Annotated in this window: 12 protein-coding genes; 5 read left to right on the forward strand and 7 right to left on the reverse strand. The window is 53.1% G+C overall.

Going from position 1 to position 18,112, the window contains the following annotated elements:
- Positions 1-100 precede the first annotated feature (100 nt).
- Complete coding sequence (gene mtaB, locus C5Y83_RS25090; RefSeq protein WP_105332552.1) at positions 101-1,390, reverse strand: tRNA (N(6)-L-threonylcarbamoyladenosine(37)-C(2))-methylthiotransferase MtaB; 1,290 nt, start codon at positions 1,388-1,390, stop codon at positions 101-103.
- Positions 1,391-1,471: 81 nt separating this feature from the next.
- Positions 1,472-1,831 carry an ATP-dependent Clp protease adaptor ClpS gene (locus C5Y83_RS25095; RefSeq protein WP_105332553.1) on the reverse strand — a complete coding sequence of 120 codons (360 nt, stop codon included), beginning with the start codon at positions 1,829-1,831 and terminating at the stop codon, positions 1,472-1,474.
- A 188-nt stretch (positions 1,832-2,019) separates the two neighbouring features.
- Here C5Y83_RS25095 and C5Y83_RS25100 point away from each other — a divergent pair, with 188 nt between their 5' ends.
- Positions 2,020-3,390, forward strand: a complete 1,371-nt coding sequence (locus C5Y83_RS25100; RefSeq protein ID WP_105332554.1) for a dipeptidase — start codon at positions 2,020-2,022, stop codon at positions 3,388-3,390.
- 24 nt (positions 3,391-3,414) lie between these two features.
- Complete coding sequence (gene serS, locus C5Y83_RS25105; protein WP_105332555.1) at positions 3,415-4,695, forward strand: serine--tRNA ligase; 1,281 nt, start codon at positions 3,415-3,417, stop codon at positions 4,693-4,695.
- A gap of 78 nt (positions 4,696-4,773) precedes the next feature.
- Here serS and glmM read toward each other — a convergent pair whose 3' ends face one another.
- Positions 4,774-6,117, reverse strand: a complete 1,344-nt coding sequence (gene glmM, locus C5Y83_RS25110) for a phosphoglucosamine mutase (RefSeq protein ID WP_105332556.1) — start codon at positions 6,115-6,117, stop codon at positions 4,774-4,776.
- 212 nt (positions 6,118-6,329) lie between these two features.
- Here glmM and C5Y83_RS25115 point away from each other — a divergent pair, with 212 nt between their 5' ends.
- Positions 6,330-8,147: a phospho-sugar mutase gene (locus C5Y83_RS25115; RefSeq protein WP_199195131.1), complete on the forward strand. Its 1,818-nt coding sequence runs from the start codon at positions 6,330-6,332 to the stop codon at positions 8,145-8,147.
- A gap of 105 nt (positions 8,148-8,252) precedes the next feature.
- Here the strand turns inward: C5Y83_RS25115 and C5Y83_RS25120 are convergent, their stop codons facing one another.
- The 4 genes from C5Y83_RS25120 to C5Y83_RS25135 all read right to left on the reverse strand — a co-directional run bounded on the left by C5Y83_RS25120 (position 8,253) and on the right by C5Y83_RS25135 (position 15,248).
- Positions 8,253-9,827 (reverse strand): sulfatase, encoded by a 1,575-nt coding sequence (locus C5Y83_RS25120; protein ID WP_105332558.1) that lies wholly within the window; start codon positions 9,825-9,827, stop codon positions 8,253-8,255.
- 282 nt (positions 9,828-10,109) lie between these two features.
- Positions 10,110-11,783 carry a TolC family protein gene (locus C5Y83_RS25125; RefSeq protein WP_158262509.1) on the reverse strand — a complete coding sequence of 558 codons (1,674 nt, stop codon included), beginning with the start codon at positions 11,781-11,783 and terminating at the stop codon, positions 10,110-10,112.
- On the reverse strand, positions 11,687-13,051 hold the full coding sequence (locus tag C5Y83_RS25130; protein WP_158262510.1) for an HlyD family secretion protein: 1,365 nt from the start codon (positions 13,049-13,051) through the stop codon (positions 11,687-11,689). The genes C5Y83_RS25125 and C5Y83_RS25130 overlap by 97 nt, the downstream gene beginning before the upstream one ends.
- Positions 13,052-13,082: 31 nt before the next feature.
- Complete coding sequence (locus tag C5Y83_RS25135) at positions 13,083-15,248, reverse strand: peptidase domain-containing ABC transporter (protein ID WP_105332561.1); 2,166 nt, start codon at positions 15,246-15,248, stop codon at positions 13,083-13,085.
- Between the two features lie 388 nt (positions 15,249-15,636).
- Here C5Y83_RS25135 and C5Y83_RS25145 point away from each other — a divergent pair, with 388 nt between their 5' ends.
- Positions 15,637-16,518 (forward strand): DUF1028 domain-containing protein, encoded by an 882-nt coding sequence (locus C5Y83_RS25145; RefSeq protein ID WP_199195132.1) that lies wholly within the window; start codon positions 15,637-15,639, stop codon positions 16,516-16,518.
- Between the two features lie 278 nt (positions 16,519-16,796).
- Positions 16,797-18,098, forward strand: a complete 1,302-nt coding sequence (locus tag C5Y83_RS25150) for a PotD/PotF family extracellular solute-binding protein (RefSeq protein ID WP_233207359.1) — start codon at positions 16,797-16,799, stop codon at positions 18,096-18,098.
- The last annotated feature ends 14 nt before the right edge of the window (positions 18,099-18,112 follow it).

Below are 18,112 nucleotides of genomic sequence, written 5' to 3' on the forward strand. Positions count from 1 at the left end.
TGTCCTAAGGGAATGGGGCTAACATCTACCCTTTTTTCGGTGTGCTAGCAACTCTAGGCCAACAATTCTGCACTGCGGCAAGGCATGACGAATAAAGTGATTAAATCGATGGAACAAGTGATCCGAACACGCGATCCGATTCCGCTCGATCAATCTTCACTTGGTAACGTTGGCCGATTTCGACCTGACTTCGGTCACAGAAGACCTGGGCATATCGGCAAGAGGTGCCAGTGGCTAACTGTGGATTGTCGCGATCTTCCGCTTCGATTAGGACATCCAAAGTATCCCCGACCAGGCTGCGATAGTAAATCTCGCGAGTGCGATCTTCCACGGCCGCCAGACGAGCGCGTCGATCGGCTTTCAAGTCGCCGGGAATCTGTTCCGGCATTTCGGCGGCTGGCGTTCCTCGACGCGGGCTGAACGGGAAGATGTGGATTTTCGAGAACCCAACCGTCTCCGAGACCTGGCAAGTTTCCTGGAACTCTTCCTCGGTTTCGCCTGGAAATCCGACAATGATGTCGGTCGAAATCGAAGGCTTATCTAGCGAATCTTGGAGCAGTTTGCAGCGGTCGATGAACCGCTGACTCCCCCAGCGACGTCGCATCCGGCGCAGGACGGCATCCGATCCGCTTTGCATCGAGATATGTAAGTGAGGGCATATTTTTTCCGGAAACCTTCCCATCACTTCGATCAGCTCACGGGTGACCTCGGTTGCTTCGATACTTGAAAGGCGAATTCGGAAATCAGCATCGATCTGCGAAAGCATCTCCATCAGCTGGGCTAAGCGGACCCAATCGGCTTTCGGCTTCCCCTTGTTCAGGTCGACGCCGTAATGCCCTAAGTGGATCCCGGTTAGCACGATCTCACGAAAACCGTTCTCGGCGAGTCGGCGAACTTCATTCACGATCTCGCCAGATGGGCGGCTGTACATTTCTGGACGAACATACGGGATAATGCAGAAGCTGCATCGTAGCAGGCAGCCATCTTGGACTTTGACGTAGGCTCGATGCCGATCGCCGAAGCGAGAAATGCCATCGGGAATGTCGATAACACCCATCCGCCCCAATAAATCAGGAATCTCCCGTTTATCGGTGACCACTTCGGACACGTTGGGAAGTTGTTTCAATTCGTCCGGCGCGCGTGTGGCATAACAGCCCATCACGACGATGCGGGAGTTAGGATTATCTTTCGCCAGTCGCCGAATTGCTTGGCGGCTTTTCGAGTCCCCTTCATTCGTGACCGTGCAAGTATTGACCACGCAAACATCGGCTGATTCCGCAGTGTCCGCGTCTCGATATCCGCCGCGCACCAAGCCTTCACGAACGAGTTCGGTTTCGTATTGATTGACCTTGCACCCCAGGGTGAGGGTCTTCAGCTTGAGATCGCTCATCGGCAGATACTATTGGAGGCTGCCCGCGTGAAGGTGGGCAGCCCTTTAATAAGAGAGGGGAATGGAAAGCAATCCCCGATTTTAACACTCAGGCTCGATCGTGGAAGACATCGAACCGCGGCAGCGAGCGATCAATTCGTCCTTACCGTAGGCGTGAATTTGCTCCCGTTTGAGTTCGGCATGTTCTTTGGTGGTAGTAAGGCAAATCGCGCGACCATCGGCATCAACCGTCTTGGCGATTTGGAATCCCTTTTCCACTGGGTGCCCGAATAGTTCGTGCATCATCAAGATGACGTACTCATACGTGTGGTCGTCATCGTTCCACAGCACGACATGGTAGCGCGGTTGACGCTTCGGTTTTGGCTTCTTCTTGGGGGCTGACTTGGTCGAAACAACCGTTGCTTCCCCAGGTTCGGCTACAGACGTATTTGAATCGCCCACTGGTACTTTCTCAATGTTCCACGTGACTCATTTGCTTGTCGAGATCGACCGAATTGACCCCGACAAGTGCTGGGTGGAATGTCCAATTCCTGCGTGTCGTATTATATTGTACGGCTTTGCCGGTCGGAAGGTAATTTCGGCGTTTCAGGTGGCAAACCACCCGCCCCCAGATGCCAATTGGATAAAACATGCCGGATCTGAAAACTTTTCTAGAAGACAATCGCCAAGCATTCATTGAATCGCTCAAAGAATTGCTCCGAATTCCTAGTGTTAGCACCGACAGCCGACATAAAGACGACGTGAAGCAAGCTGCCGACTGGGTGGCCGATCGTTTTCGGGAACTCGAATTCGAGACGCAAGTTGTTCCAACAGAAGGGCATCCGATCGTATTTGCCCAAAGCCCCCCCGTTCCCGGCAAACCTGTCGCTTTGGTCTATGGTCATTACGACGTCCAACCGCCAGAGCCGCTCGAGCTATGGAAGACGCCTCCTTTCGAGCCGACCGAACGAGACGGAAACATTGTTGCTCGGGGGGCAACGGATGACAAAGGGCAGATGCTAACCCACGTTCTCGGGGCAATGGCGTGGATGAAGTCGGTTGGCGAGTTGCCGATCCAAGTTAAGTTCCTGATTGAAGGGGAAGAGGAAATTGGCAGTGCCAGTCTGCCTCCATTCATTCAAGAGAACAAAGAGTTGCTCGCTAACGATGTGGTGGTGATCAGCGATTGCTCACAATTCGCCCCGGGTCAGCCGGCGATTACCTATGGTCTTAAAGGCATTGCCTACTTCGAGTTGAAGTTGACCGGTCCAAATCGCGATCTGCACAGCGGGACGTTTGGCGGCAGTGTGCGGAACCCGGCGAACACGCTCTGCGCGATGCTCGGTTCCCTCGTCGATCAGCACGGATGGATTCATATCCCTGGATTCTATGATGACGTGCTACCAATGACCGGCGACGAACGGGAAAATTTTGCTGAGTTGCCATTCGATGAAGAGAAATTCAAGGAGCAGCTTGGCATTGATCAAGTTCATGGCGAAGAAGGCTACACCACGCTCGAACGTCGCTGGGCTCGCCCGACCTTGGATATCAATGGTTTAACCAGCGGGTACCAAGGAGAAGGAGCCAAGACGGTTCTGCCAGGCGTCGCCTCGGCTAAGTTCAGTTGCCGCTTGGTTCCCGATCAAGATCCTCACAAGATCGCCGAATCGTTGCGTGAACATCTCACCAAGATTTGTCCTCCTGGTATCAAGATGGAGCTAAAAGCCCATCATGGATCCCCTGGGTTTGTGGTTTCGACCGATAGCCCTTACATTCACGCAGCAAAGGCGGCGATTGAAAAGGGCTTCGGCAACGCTCCCGTTTTGATTCGAGAAGGGGGCTCAATCCCAATCTGTGCCGAGTTCGCGAAAGAGCTCGATTGCGATGTGTTGCTGTTGGGATGGGGTCTGGATGACGATAACACCCACAGTCCTAACGAGAAGTTCAATCTCGGGGATTTCCAACGCGGCATTGAAGCCAGCGCCCAGTTGTGGGCAGAACTCGCCAAAATCACCAAGTAGGATTCAACCTAAAAGACCTCACCCATGCTCGACCGGAAGTTTGTTGTTGATAACGTAGAACTCGTCAAAAAGAACTGCATCGACCGCGGTGTTACTGCGGATGTTGAGCAGGTCGTGACGCTAGAAACCGCCCGAAAGGCAAAGCTTCAGGAAGCCGAGGAGTTCAATCGCCAGGCTAACGAGATCAACAAGAGCATCGGCAAGGCCTCGGCAGAAGAACGTCCAAAAATCATCGCGGAAGGAAAGCGGCTCCGCGAGCTTAAGGATGCCGCTTCGACCGAAGTTGACCAATTGGAAGAGCAGATCTCCGACATTCTTCGGCTGATTCCGAACCTGACGCATCCTGATGCACCGATTGGCGAGGATGACAAAAGCAACCTGGAACTCAAACGGGGCACTACCGAGCCCCGCAAGTTTGAATTTCCTGTGCTCGATCATGTGGAGCTAGGCGAGAAGCTTGACTTGATCGACTTCGAAGCGGGAGCGCAAGTTGCGGGCGCGGGCTTCTATTATTTGAAGAACGAAGCGGTCCTCTTGGAATTGGCCCTGCAACAGTACGTGCTAAGCGTGTTGATCAAGGAAGGTTTTGTTCCAACGATCACGCCTGACATGGCTCGGACTGAAATTCTTCACGGGGTTGGCTTCATTCCGCGCGGACCAGAAACGCAGATCTACAGCATCGAAAACACCGACCTTAACCTGGTCGCGACCGCCGAAATCACGTTAGGCGGGATGTATGCGGGCAAGGTCCTCGAAGCGGAAGACTTGCCGCAACTATTCTGCGGGATCAGCCACTGTTACCGGACCGAAGCCGGCGCTGCCGGTCGTGCGTCGCGTGGCTTGTATCGTGTGCATCAATTCACCAAGGTCGAGATGTTCGCATTCACGCTGCCGGAAGACAGTGAAGCGACGCTCAACAAGTTCTGTGATTTGGAATGCCGCATCTTCGACGGCCTGAAGATTCCTTATCGTGTGGTCGACACGGCCACCGGCGATCTCGGTGGTCCCGCTTATCGCAAGTTCGACCTGGAAGCCTGGATGCCAGGCCGCGGCGAAGCAGGCGAATTCGGCGAAGTGACCAGCACTTCAAACTGCACCGATTATCAGGCCCGTCGTCTAAACATTCGCTACAAGGTGAAGGGAGAAAAGGGAACCCATTTCGCCCACACACTTAACGGAACGGCCATCGCCCTGAGCCGAGGCTTGATCGCTGTGATCGAAAACTACCAACAAGCCGACGGCACGATCGAAGTGCCGGAAGTTCTTCGTCCCTACATGGGAATAGACAAAATCGGCCCGCGGTAGGCCTACTCAGCGAACGAACGTGTTTCTAGGCAGCGGATTCGCAATTTGGTCGTACTCCGCTGCGAAAAGGCTGTGAAGCTAGATCCCACGTAGTGTCCGCGTCGCGGCGATGCACATGTCTTCGCTTTCTTCCTGCGATTTCGATTCGGCAATCACCCGAACAATGGGTTCGGTGTTGCTGGCGCGGGCAATCAGCCAGCGATCTTTCCATTTAAAGCGAAGCCCGTCGCCTTCTTGCACTTCGGCGTCTTTGTATTGGTATTTCAGGCGATCAAATCCTTCCGGAAGTTGTTCCGCGTCCATTTCGACTTTGTGCTTTACGATCTCATAGCGGGGCAGGGCGTCGGCTAGCTTGCTGATTGACTTTTTCTTCTTCGTCATCAACTCCAGGATGTTGGCCATTCCAACGAAGCTATCACGGATGTAGCCAACTTGAGGATCAATCGGACCTCCATTTCCTTCGCCGCCGAAGACCGCATCACGAAACATCATTTCCTGCGTCACGTTCGCTTCGCCCACTGCTGAGCGATAAACAGGACATTTGAATTCCGCGGCGACGTCTTCGTTCATTCGGCTCGTAGCGCCGTTGATGACGACGGCCCCTTTCCGCTTGGAAAGAACGTTTTGCAGGCAGAGTGCCACCGTGTACTCTTCGCCAATGTAGCGGCCGTTCTCATCGATCACCGCTAGGCGATCCGCATCTGGATCTTGACAGAAGGCGATTTGAACACGCGTATCGCGAACGCGATCGGCAATCGTCTGCAGATTCTCTGCGGTTGGTTCGGGTGCGTGGAGGAATTCGCCGTTAGGATCACCTCCGAGAACTTCCACCTCGCAGCCCAAAGCCTCCAATAGCTTGACACCAACAATGCTGCCGGAACCACCATTCGAGTCGAGCAGAACTCGGTACTTCTTTTTCTGAATCGGGCCAGGTGTGATCGTCTCGAGCACCTTCTTGATGTGCTCGCTGGTGGTATCCTCGCAAGTTGTTGTTGAGCCGATTTCGTCCCAGGGAGCCCAGGTCGTGGGCTGCTCTTCGTAAGCAGCTTTGATTTGAGCTCCCTTTTCAGCGGAGACAACCCGTCCGTCCGCACCCATCAGCTTCAGGCCATTGTATTCCGGGGGATTGTGGCTGGCCGAGATCTGAATCGCGCCCATACTACGATGTTGTCGCAACAACACACCAACCGTCGGGGTCGCGGCGATTCCGGCGTCGATTACATCGCGTCCTAGCAGATTGATTGTTCCTTTAACGATGTCTCCCAGGGCAGTTCCACTGGGACGGCCGTCACGCGACAGCAGAATGCTTCCTTCCGGCAATTGCTCCACAAACGCGGCAACGTAGCGGCTGATGGTATCGGGTGAGAGGCTTAATCCTAAAATTCCGCGCAATCCGGAAACGCTGATGATCGGGTCTTGCATCGTTGTCTTGTGGGTTCGGCTTAGGTTGCTGGGATCCAGTATCAATCGAGCTTCAATACTATAAAACAAATTGTGCCGTTCTGCCGTGATCGTTTTGATCGGTACTTCGCGAAAGTAAAGAAATCACAACACGGTCGTTGGCCTAATTGATGATCGCCGGGGTGTTGCCTTAAAATCGGGCAATTCCGGCAGTCTTTCCTATGGGGACAACTATGAGCGGCAGTAATATCGATACGAAATCACTTCTGGAGCAGGTCCAGCAAGCCACCGCGGACGGTAAGATCACGGCCACCGCCGCAGAGAACATCGAGATCTGGCTCACCGAAGATCGCTATGCCCGCTATGCCGAGCAGGTCGCCGAGCACATTACCTCTGGTAAGTGGAAAGAACTGGACGACGCCTTCTGGACGATTATCCCCTTCGGTACGGGGGGGCGTCGTGGCAAGATGTATCCTATCGGGTCGAACGCGATCAACGAACGAACGATCGGCGAAAGTGCCCAAGGCTTGGCGGAATACGTCAAGGAAACTGTTAGTGGTGATCTTTCATGTGCGATTGCCTACGACACCCGCCACCGATCGCGCGAGTTCGCAGAACTGTGTGCTCGTATTTTGGTTTCCAACGGCTTCACCGTTTACTTCCTGGACGACTATCGCAGCACGCCTGAGCTTTCGTTCCTGGTCCGCTACAAGAAGTGCTCGTGCGGCATCATGGTGACGGCCAGCCACAACCCACCGAGCGATAACGCCGTCAAGGTTTACTGGTCGACCGGTGGTCAAGTGATGCCACCTCACGACAAACAGATCATCGACCGCGTGATGAACGTGCAAGAGATCCCGTTGGGCGTTGAATTCGATTCGGCCGTAGCGGACGGTAAAGTCGTGATCTGCACCGCGGAAACGGATGATGCGTTCATCAACGCCGTGAAACAGCAGAAGTTTGATGGGCCTCGCGATTTGAAGATTCTATACTCGCCACTTCACGGGGTAGGGGCTTCGGCTGTGATGCCTGCTTTGGCCGCGGACAACTTCACGGATGTCTCGATCTTTGGTCCACACAAGGAACCAAGTGGCGATTTCCCGAACGTTCCTGGACATGTTTCGAATCCAGAAAATCCTGCCGTATTTGATGCCATCATCGAGCAAGCCAAGACCGACGGCAGCGAACTGATTCTAGCAACCGACCCGGACTGCGATCGCGTTGGTTGTGCCGCCCCCAAGACAATGGACGTCACTGGCGAGTGGGGCACGTTTACCGGTAACCAAATTGGCGTACTTCTGGCCGATCACGTTCTTTCCGAACGAAAGAAAGGTGGTGGACTAACGCCGGAACATTACGTCGTGAAGACGTTGGTTACCACCGAAATGGTTCGCCGTATTGCCGACAGCTACAACGTCCGTACTTGCGGCAATCTTCAGGTTGGCTTCAAGTGGATCGGTGGCACGATGGATGCTGAAGGCCCCGATAAGTTCCTGTTTGGTTGCGAAGAGTCGCACGGCTACCTGGTCGGGCAGTATGCTCGTGACAAGGATGCTGCGGTTGCTGCGATGTTACTCGCAGAACTCGCTGCCAACTGCAAGAAGGAAGGCAAGTCGCTGCATGAGAAACTAGAATCGCTGTGGTGGCAACATGGCTACCACGCCGAACGTCTTCTCAACCAGAAAATGCCTGGCAGTGAAGGGATGGCCAACATGCAGAAGTTGATGGCCAAGTTCCGTGAAACTCCACCGGAATCGGTCGGTGGTTTGAAGTTGACGGCCGTTCGTGATTACCAGAACGACGTGATTAAGACGCCTGACGGAAAGAGCTCGCCACTCAACGGACCAAAGGGGAACATGGTGATCCTCGACCTGGAAGACGACAACTACGTGGCCGTTCGTCCCTCCGGTACCGAGCCGAAAGTCAAATTCTACATGTTCAGCTACGTGCCGGCCGAGCAGCTTTCGCTTTTAGAGGCGGCCCAGGAAGAGATGGAAGCCCGACTTGATGCCTTCGAGAAGGATCTGGTCGCCTTCGCGGATAGCATTTAACGTTTGATGCTTAGCATTCTCCGATTTAATCGAGAAAGCCCCTTCCTCGAAGTCCGAGGAAGGGGCTTTTTGTTATTCGAACGTTCTTTTCGCTTCGATCGCATCCTAATTCGTACCGGCTGCTTTTGGCAGCGGAGGAGCATCGTAGAATTCGCGAAGGCGAAAATATTCTTTGGTAAGCGAATCCCGAATCTCTTTTGCGGCAGGATCTTCGTAGATACTGACCATCTCTTGGGGATCTTTTTCGAGATCGAACATATTCCACTCGTTGCTTACGGGAAAGTGGATGAGCTTGTAGCGGTCGGTTCGAACGCCGAAGTGTTGTGGTACCGCATGTTCGCCTAGTTCGTAGTAGGCGTAATAAAGCGAATCACGCCAATCGACGTCTTCTCCTTTTAGGATTGGAACAAGCGAACGTCCTTGAATCTCCGCGGGAATATCTTCGCCGGCTGCTTCCAAGAGTGTCGGGGCGTAATCGATGTTCTGCACCATTTGTTCTGGTTCCGAATTCGGCTTGGTCACACCCGGCCAGCGGACAATCAGTGGCATTTGGAAAGACTCCTCAAACATCCAGCGTTTGTCATACCAGCCATGTTCGCCGAGGTAGAAGCCTTGGTCGGAAGAGTAGATCACGATGGTGTTTTCGGCCAAGTCATTATCGTCAAGATATTTGAGCATCCGCCCGACACTTTCATCTACCGCTTTCACGGCACCCAAGTAGTCCCGCATGTAACGACGGTACTTCCAGCGAACGAGATCTTTGTGGGTAAGTTTTCCCTCCTGGAACTCCTTGAGGAACGCCTGATTCTGTGGACCGAAGTGAGCGTCCCAGGCTGCCTTTTGCTCGGCATTCATTCGGTTGTATTCTGGAGTGCCGTATCGATCAGGGGCTGGTAGCACAACATCACCTCGTTCATCCTTACGAACCTTCAGATCGTACGCCCAATCCATGTAGCGATCGATTTCCATTTCGTTGGTTGCGAGTGTCTTGCTGCGGTTCGCGTAGTCGTCAAACAGAGTGTCAGGCTCTGGGATCTCAACGCTGTCGAACGCATCGAGATGCCGCAGTGGCGGCGCGAAGGTTCGATGCGGCGCTTTATGTTGGCACATCAGGAAGAATGGTTTTGACTTATCTCGCCCGTCAAGCCAATCGATCGACTTGTCAGTAATCAGGTCAGTTACGTAACCATCGAAGCGTTTGGTGGTACCGTCTTGCTGGATGAACGCCGGATTGTAATAGTTTCCCTGGCCAGGCAAGACTTCCCAGTGATCGAATCCTTGTGGATCGGTCATCAAGTGCCATTTGCCGATGATTGCCGTGTTATATCCTGCCGCGTGAAGAGCTTTCGACAATGTCCACTGAGACTGATCGAAACCCTTGCCCGTGTTTCGCATGAATCCGTTCTTGTGGCTATGTTTGCCAGTCAGAATTGTGGCTCGCGAGGGGCCGCAGATGGAATTCGCGCAGAATGAATTGCGAAACAACATTCCTTCCTGGGCAAGTCGGTCAATGTTCGGTGTCGGTGCGACATCGGCAAGATTGCTACCGTATGCTGAGATCGCATTGATGGCGTGATCGTCTGAGAAAAGAAACAGGATGTTGGGGCGTTTTGCCGAATCTTCCGCACGCGCCGTGGCACAGCAGAGTAACGCGAGGATTACGATGGACGATCGAAACATTCGTAGTAGCTACCTATCGTTGAAGAGTTTGGCGGGAAGAATAAACAGGGGAAAGCGAGAGTATTCCAAGAGCGAGCAAGTCGAGGAAGCAGTTCCCGCGGTGGACTTATTCTAATCAAGATTGCATCCATCCGCTCACGCGATTTTGATTTAGGCGGGGTGCTGTCCCCGCCTGGCGAGCGATGTTTGGAGCTGAATTTGGCTGCGGAAATCTAGATACCGCAGATGCCACCATTATGGCCAAGCTGACGACAGGAAGTTTTTGGTATTCGGAAAACTTTCTTACGGGGTGATGCTCAATGCTGCTCGGTAGTCGGCTACCGCTTTGAAGAAGTCCGCTTTGGCAGAGATTTCAATCAGTCGGGCATTAGTGGTCGCTTGCTCGTAAATATTGAGTTCGACCAAGTCGATGTCTCCGGCATTAAATTGAATGCGGGCTAACTTCATGGCCTCGTCTGCTAACGCAACCGTTTGCTCTGCGCGCTTGATTCGCTCCTTTGAGTTCAACAAGGCCGAGATCGAATCTTGTACCGCCGCCACGGTTTTCTCAGCCGTGTATTGCCGCTTCAAAGAAACTTGTTGTAGTTTGGCCTGGGTCGAGGTGATCTTACCGAAAGCGGCACGTCGTTGCAGAGGGACTTCACCGAATAGTCCGACCTCTAGCTCAAACGGTGTCTTATCCCCAGTGGAACTGGTCGGGTCGCCAATATCCTTCGAGGCGTAGAGTTGTGCGTCGAGTTTGGGCAAGACAGAGTTTTCTGCTTGCTGTAGGTCGATACGGAGTTGACGGATTTGCCATTGAAGATCAGCTAATAAAGGCGATGCGGCAATTGCAGCGTCTGTGGCATCGGCTAAGTCTTCCTCCGAGGGGAGATCTTGTGGAGGAAAATCGTGTGGCAATAACGAATCGTGTGGCAATAGCGGTTCACCAGCTTCGTCGCGGAAAAAGAGCGAGAGCTTGATCGCAGCACTTTGCAGTTTCCGTTCCGCCTCGATCAGTTTCGTCTCTCGGGAAGCGATGAGCTGCTCGTTGTTGATTCGCGTAATCGATTTCAAGTCGCCCAGTTCGATCCGTTTCTGAATGTTCTGAACACGTTCGAGTGCGAGCGACAGTAGGCCTCTTTCAGCTTCGCGTGCCTGACCAGCAGCGACCCAATCCCAGTAGTAGACGGCAGCGATCTGCGAGAATTCGATCAGCTGAGCGCGAATCTCAGGTTCAACCCGCTGCTGTTCCAATTGCGACTTGAACAGCATGGCCCGACGCTGGTCGATGGCGCGATCCTTGAGCAGAGGAATCCCCACACCAGCCGCGAATTCACCACCACCGTTGGTCTTTCTCTCTCCATACCAGACGGGAAAGTTGCCGTCGCCGAGTCGGTATCCACCATACAAATATCCGCCAGAGAACAATGGCTGCTCCATGGAAACAGCTTGTCGATAAGTTTGGTAGAATCCTTCGGGCCTCGAGATCGTCGAGCCCTTTAATTTGAGGTCGAAGTCGCCCCACGCAGATATATTTTGTCCAGCAGCCACATCGCGGCTGAGATAGGCACTGGAAAGCAACGGGTACGATGCTTGAACAGCCCGCTGAACATCGAGCATGCTAAGTGGTTGAGGTTGGATTTCCTCCAAAGGAACCGTCTGCAGCATCGGCGCGGCTTCGGTCGGCGGCTGCAATTCTTCATCGTAGGCTACGGTTTCCAGCATTGCTGGAGCCGTGGCATCCGAGTGTTGCTGAGCCGCAACTTGCTTGGGGACATGCTCGATGTATTCCGGAGTCGTCCGGGAAGACGACTGGCAGCCAAACAAGAAGTGGGCGGAAACGAGCATCGTCAATAAAGGGACGATGCCTAACCGACCTACTTTGGCAACTTGATCTTCGGCTTCGTAGCATCCTTGCTGTTGGCCTTCTCGCTGCCAGCGGCCGTTGGGGGGAATCCGTTCAATTGTCGCCATATCTCGTAGCCTAGAGGAACCTGATTCAACATTACCCAGCCGTTCGCTTGTACACCCTGCCTCAGATAACGGTCCGAGGGCCATGATGAATCGGCATCTGGTAAAACCAATACCCGGAAGTTTCCTTTTCCGTCGTCTGTTGCGTCGACACTTGCGACCTGGCCACCAAACGTGCCCACGGCTACAGAAGGCCAGCCAGCAAATTGAACTGCGGGCCATCCCTCGAACTGTAGCCGCACATGATCTGCGGTGTGAACTAACGGAACATCATTACCGGAGACCCAAAGTTCAACGGCCCGCTGAGTGGTCTCAGGGACAATGGTGAACAAGGGATCTCCTTCCTTTAGCATCTGCCCACGTTCAAAAACGGTCACTCGATACAAGGTTCCGTCCCTTGGAGCTCTAATTTTCAAACGCTGTAACTCCGAGAGCTTGATTTGAATGTCTCGACGTTCTTTATTCGCGGTGGCGACTTGCCCCAGCGCTTCTTGTTGCATTGCTTTCGCATAGTCGACCTTGGTTTGCGCCTCACGTTCCTTTTGGATACGTTCTTTACGCTTTGCTTCCAATTCGCCTAGTGCTGCTTCTACTTCTAACTGGGCCGACAGTAAGTCGGAGTCCGCTACGTTGAGGTCCTTCTGCAGCTTCTCCAATTCCTTTTCCGATTGCAGCCCGTTCTCAAACAGCTTCTTTTGCCGTTCGAGATTAAGCTGCGCTTGTAATTTCTTGGCCTCGTATCCTTGGACCAGTTTTCGCTTGGCATCCCATTTCGCTTCGGCCGCCTCGATCAATTGATCTGCGCCAGAAACAGCAGCCGATTTTGCTTCCGTAAAATCAACCACGTTCCGTCCATACACTTCTGCCTTTACTTCAGCCGTGGCAACCTTGGCGTCTAAGTCCCGGATTGATGCTTCCAATTGGCTAACTAAGTCGGCGGCACCTGGTTCCATTTCTAGAATCAGATCCCCTCTCTTCACTTGCGATCCTTCCCGCAATTCGGGAGAGATCATTGAGACAACTCCTTTGGTCGGTGCTGTCACCGTCTGCTGGCGTTCCTGGGGAGCGTAAGCGACCACTTGGCCTGCTCCTCGTGCCGACTGCTGCCAGGGAACGAATATCATCGCAACAATGCTCAGTAGTAGCAGGACGAGGAGCATGTTTGCTAATCGCCATACCCAACGTGAAGATTGCACCAGCTTGAGTGCTGGCAAGCTATCATCCCGTAATTTCGCTCTGACCTGAGTATTCATTAAACCCGTTTTGTTCATCGGAATTCCTCCGCAAACGCCGTTAGAACGTTTAGGCATCCGGAGTGATTGTTTGCTGATTCTTGGGGTAAAGTGTGACTTGACGTTCACACAATTCGCTGATGTGATCTTTTGTGGTGGCGACGACTAAGGTCCAGTTCTTTTCTGCTTGAAGCTGATTGAGCAATCGCTTGGTCATCGGGTCGGATAATCCATCGAGAATGCCGTCGATTAGAAGCATTCTTGGGCGGCCAACGATTGCTCTGGCAAGCATCAATCGTTTGGCTTGGCTACGCGACAAACGATGGCCATGTGTCTGGACGATCGTATTCAGGCCATCTGGCAAATCCTGCAGTTCATCCAGTAGTTCGACGGCTACCAAGGCATCGCGGACATCGGTGGCGTTGATGTGGGGGCGATTGAGGTGAATGTTTTCCAGGATCGTTCCATGGAAGATCGCAACTTCGCCGGCCAGGGCAATATGCTCGCGGAGCGAATCGGGACGAAGCTCGCGAATATCGATATCGTCTAATTCAATTCCACCTCGCGATGGACTGCGAAGGCCACATAGGAGACTTAATAAGGTCGATTTGCCAGAGCCGGAGCCTCCGCAAATCGCCGTTGAGACACCAGGGTCAATCTCGAGTGAAAAGTCGGAAAAGAGCGGCCGATCATTTTGCGAGAGAGTAACACCGCGGACTCGCATCCCAGCTGGTGTACCTTCGCGGAGATGAAACAGACGATCATGCTGCTCGGTTCCCAGATCGAAAAGCTGACCAAGCTTATCGATGGATGCTAAGAGATCGTAAAAGCTTTCCAGATGTTTTCCTAACTTGGCGAATGAGCCAAGAATCATCATGACGATCAGTTCTGCGGCGACCAACTGGCCAAGCGTCATTTCGCCGGAAACGACCAGCCAACCTCCGAGACCAAGCAAAGCCGTGGCTGCGACGGCCTGTAAGCCGAGCACAAAAAGAATTTGTCGCAGCACGACTTTAAAGTGGGATCGGCGTGCCTCCAGCCAGTGAACCGCCAAGTCGTCGGCACGTTCGAGAGCAAATGTCTGACCGCCGTTCAATTTGAACGCAGTCGTATGCCGGGCAAGTTCCTGGAGCCAAGCGGCTACGGCGTATTTTGCTTTCGATTCTTTGATTGCTGTCTTGACCGCGTTCCGACCGAGCCCGAATACCGCCAAAGCGATCAACATCAACAAGACGACGTCGAATCCAAGAAAGAAGGGATGGTAGAACGCGATAACTGCCATCCCGATGATCGTTTGCAATACAATTGCAACACCATCAAGAAGTAAGGTCGAAGTTGATTTCTGAACAGTAACGACATCGAAGAACCGATTGGTCAGTTCCGGCCCATGTTGATTGTTAAATTCGTCGTGTTGCACGCGCGGTAAACGGAACGCCAAGTCTTCTACCACACGAATGAAGATTCGACGTTGTAATACTTCCGCGACGAACACAATCAGCGCTCGCATCGCAGCAGCAAATACGAGGAAGGTGAAAAGTAGAAGGGCCAGCACGATTACCGGTTGTAGGTAACGGCCGAAAGCGACCGTATTAACCAGCACCTCGACAGCCACCGGCGTCGCCAACGCGAGCAATCCGACAATGGCCGAGAAAATCAGCAGGATCCAAAGATCGCGTCGCTCGGGAAGAAACAACGAAATCAGGCGATTGAATGGCTTTTGGCCTCCTTGCGATGAGGGGACGTTCGCAGGTCGACCTGATGCTTGGCAGCCTAATGCCGGTTGCCCGATGATCCAGCGACACTTCGCGTCTGGTCCGCCAAGGAGAAGCTCTTTTCGCAGACCCGAAAGTGAGATCCAACGCTTCTTATCTGAAAGCGGTTCAAGTACTTCGACCTTGCTGCCCTTCGCAGCGACAAGGATCGACCATTGCGTCTCGCCAGTGTCATCGTCTGCTCCGAGTGCGACCGGCGTTCCTTCGCGTACGAAGGATAGTATTGGATCGATATTGGAGTCGAGCGTTCGTACCTTGAGGTTGATGCTTTCCCCAACTTCAACCAACCGACGCCCCCAGGCAGTACACCCCTCTCCCGGAATGGCATGTTCCGATTCGTGAAGTAATCGACGGGCCTGACCGCGATCGAACGAAACGCGAGCAGACGCGGCAAACTGTGCCAAGACACAGACCGCTCCGTCGAGCGAAGTGTTGCCAGTATTACCGACGGTGCCTAAGGTCATTGTCGTTTTGCGTTATGGATGCTGGAATTGATGTTCGCGATAACATTGCTTAAACCGTACGTCTCGCTAATCGTTAATTGTCGACCTCAACGGTAATTTTGGAAAATAGAAAAGATGAAAGGCCCTCATAGAATTTATCTATAAGCGCGCCTGCGGGACCCTACTTACCGATAAAAACAGCCTTTCTGATGGCTGCATCATCTCCCTTGAGGCCAATAACTCAGCGAAAATAAGTGCGCCATTTTTTGGACGCCATTACGGCAAAATGAGAAACCGAAAACTTTACGCTGGCAAGATGAACGTGGTTCGCTTTGTCGCCAGCGACACCTTTGAGGACAGCTGAGTCGGTTGAGTCGTGCATTTGTCGGTGGTAAAGGCGATGGCTATCATGGCAAATAGCCCCTGGTATGTAGCTCTCGCAGCACGTATTTGCTTATCGCTTACCAATTCATCGTCACTCGTCGGGGAATATCGCACCGTGAAAACACGCTTCGTCATATCCGGGTTGGTCGTATTCGTTCTCGTATTCGTGCTGTACGTGATCCGATATCGTGGCATTGAGCTTCACCCGGCGAACGCCGAATCTTCATCCATGCCCGAGGTGAACACTTTTTCGATTGTCGCCTACGATCCTGAAACAGGTGATCTTGGGATCGCAGTCGCCAGTAAAGTTCTGGGTGTCGGTTGCATTGTGCCTTGGGGGCAAGCGGGCGTTGGAGCGATCGCGACCCAATCGCAAGCCAATACTTCCTACGGGCCTGAAGGATTAGCTTCGCTAAGACAAAAATCGGCGGAAGAAGTCTTGGAATTGCTAACCAGTCAGGACGAAGACCGAGCCAATCGACAGGTTGGTATCGTAGACGCGAATGGCAATGTGGCTAGTTTTACGGGGGAGAAATGTCACGATTGGGCCGGGCACATTGTCGGAGAGCACTTTGCCGTGCAAGGTAACCTATTGGCTGGTGAAGAGGTGGTCCAGGAAATGGCCGCCAAATATCGTGATGCGAGTCAAAGCGAAACGGGCGAATTAGCCGACTGGCTAATGGCGGCACTGATGGCCGGCGACGATGCTGGTGGGGACAAGCGAGGAAAGCAATCGGCGGCACTAATGATCTATCGCGCGAACGCAGGCTACGGCGGCAACGACCGGTATATCGATCTTCGAGTTGATGATCATGCCGAGCCCGTGAAGGAACTTGCCAGGCTTCTGGAAGTGCACAAGAAATTCTTCGCAGGGGCCCATCGAAGGGTTAATCGAGAACAGCAATAGGCCTAGTCGTTATCGGCCCAAAATGAGCTTGGCATTCCCGAATCCCTTAAGGTCGTTCTGAAGATCTGTACCTCTTGGTTTGGCGTGGTCTTCGGAAAGCCGCAGCAGAGCGTGATCCCTCTTTTCTCGGCGAATTCTTAAAAGCCAGTCGCTAGGTGTGCGCTAATCTCGTGGATTTGAGCAGTGCCCATCGGAATCCTGGCGTTCCGCAACCCATATTAGTTTATGGCACCCCATGCCGACCGGGCGAAACATTTTCAATCATGCAGGGGCACTTCGTGGAGAACGTACGAAAAGACAGCCCGCCACCTTCAAGGCACGCAATTAGCCGACGACAATTCGTACGGCAAACGTCTGCTGTTGCGCTCGGCTTGACCTATCTCAACTCGCCGCCAGCCGTCCATGCCAAACAGAAGACAACACTACGGGTATTGGGAACCGACGTCACTCTCCAGGAAGACATCCGTCGTAAGGCTGAAAAGGACTTAGGCATTCGCATCGTGTTTGAACCACGCGGAAGTGCTGGTGTACTTCAAAAGGCTTCGACACGCCCCGAGTCATTCGATGTTTACGAACAGTGGTCGAACAGTATCAACGTCCTGTGGCAAGCAAATGCGATTCAGCCAATCGAGAAGTCGCGAATCCGCCGCTGGGAAGAGATCAATTCTCTGACGAAGACGGGACGCCTGTTTCCAAAGATGAAAATAGGGGCAGGAGATGCTCCTCACCGAATCTTACACGTCCAAGGCGATGGAACCCTTGGCGAGGAAGCAACGGAAGGACTCAGCTTTCTTCCCTACGTCCATAATGTCGACTCGTTTGGATACAACACCTCGATCATTCCGCAAGGTATCCCCTACGAAACGGAGAGTTGGGGATGGCTACTCGACGACGCCTATCGGGGCCAAGTCGGTCTTGTGAATGAACCGGCCATCGGTATCTTCGATGCGGCCTTGGCAGCCCGCGCAAACGGTTTGGTCGACTTCAACGATCTCGGCAATCTTACGCGTTCAGAAATTGATGACCTGTTTACCGTATTAATCGACTTCAAACGAAGAGATCATTTCAACGGTATTTGGAACTCGGTACCTCAATCGGTCGAGTACATGCGGTCGGGGCGAGTTGTCATTGAAAGCATGTTTTCTCCCGCCGTTTCAACACTGAATGGAATGGGCATTCCTGTTACCTATGCCGCACCGAAGGAAGGCTATCGAGGTTGGCATGGAGTCTTGTGTCTGTCCAGCAAGACAACGGGGCATACTCGAGACGCAGCCTACGCGTATATGAATTGGTGGCTGGAAGGGTGGGCAGGAGCGTACATGGCACGTCAAGGCTATTATATTTCCGTTCCCGAACGGGCTCGGCAATATTTGACGTCGCGGGAATGGGATTACTGGTATGAGGGCAAACAAGCAAGAACCGATTTGCCGGGGGCCAATGGAAGTATCGCGGTCAAGGAAGGAAGCTACCGAACAGGCGGATCGTATTGGGAACGTCTGGGGAATGTCGCGGTATGGAATACGGTTATGGATTCCTACGAATATAGCCTCGTTCGATGGTACGAGCTGTTAACAGCTTGATCGAAGGCCCAAGG

The sequence above is a fragment of the Blastopirellula marina genome, from assembly GCF_002967765.1.
Classification (GTDB): Bacteria; Planctomycetota; Planctomycetia; order Pirellulales; family Pirellulaceae; genus Bremerella; species Bremerella marina_A.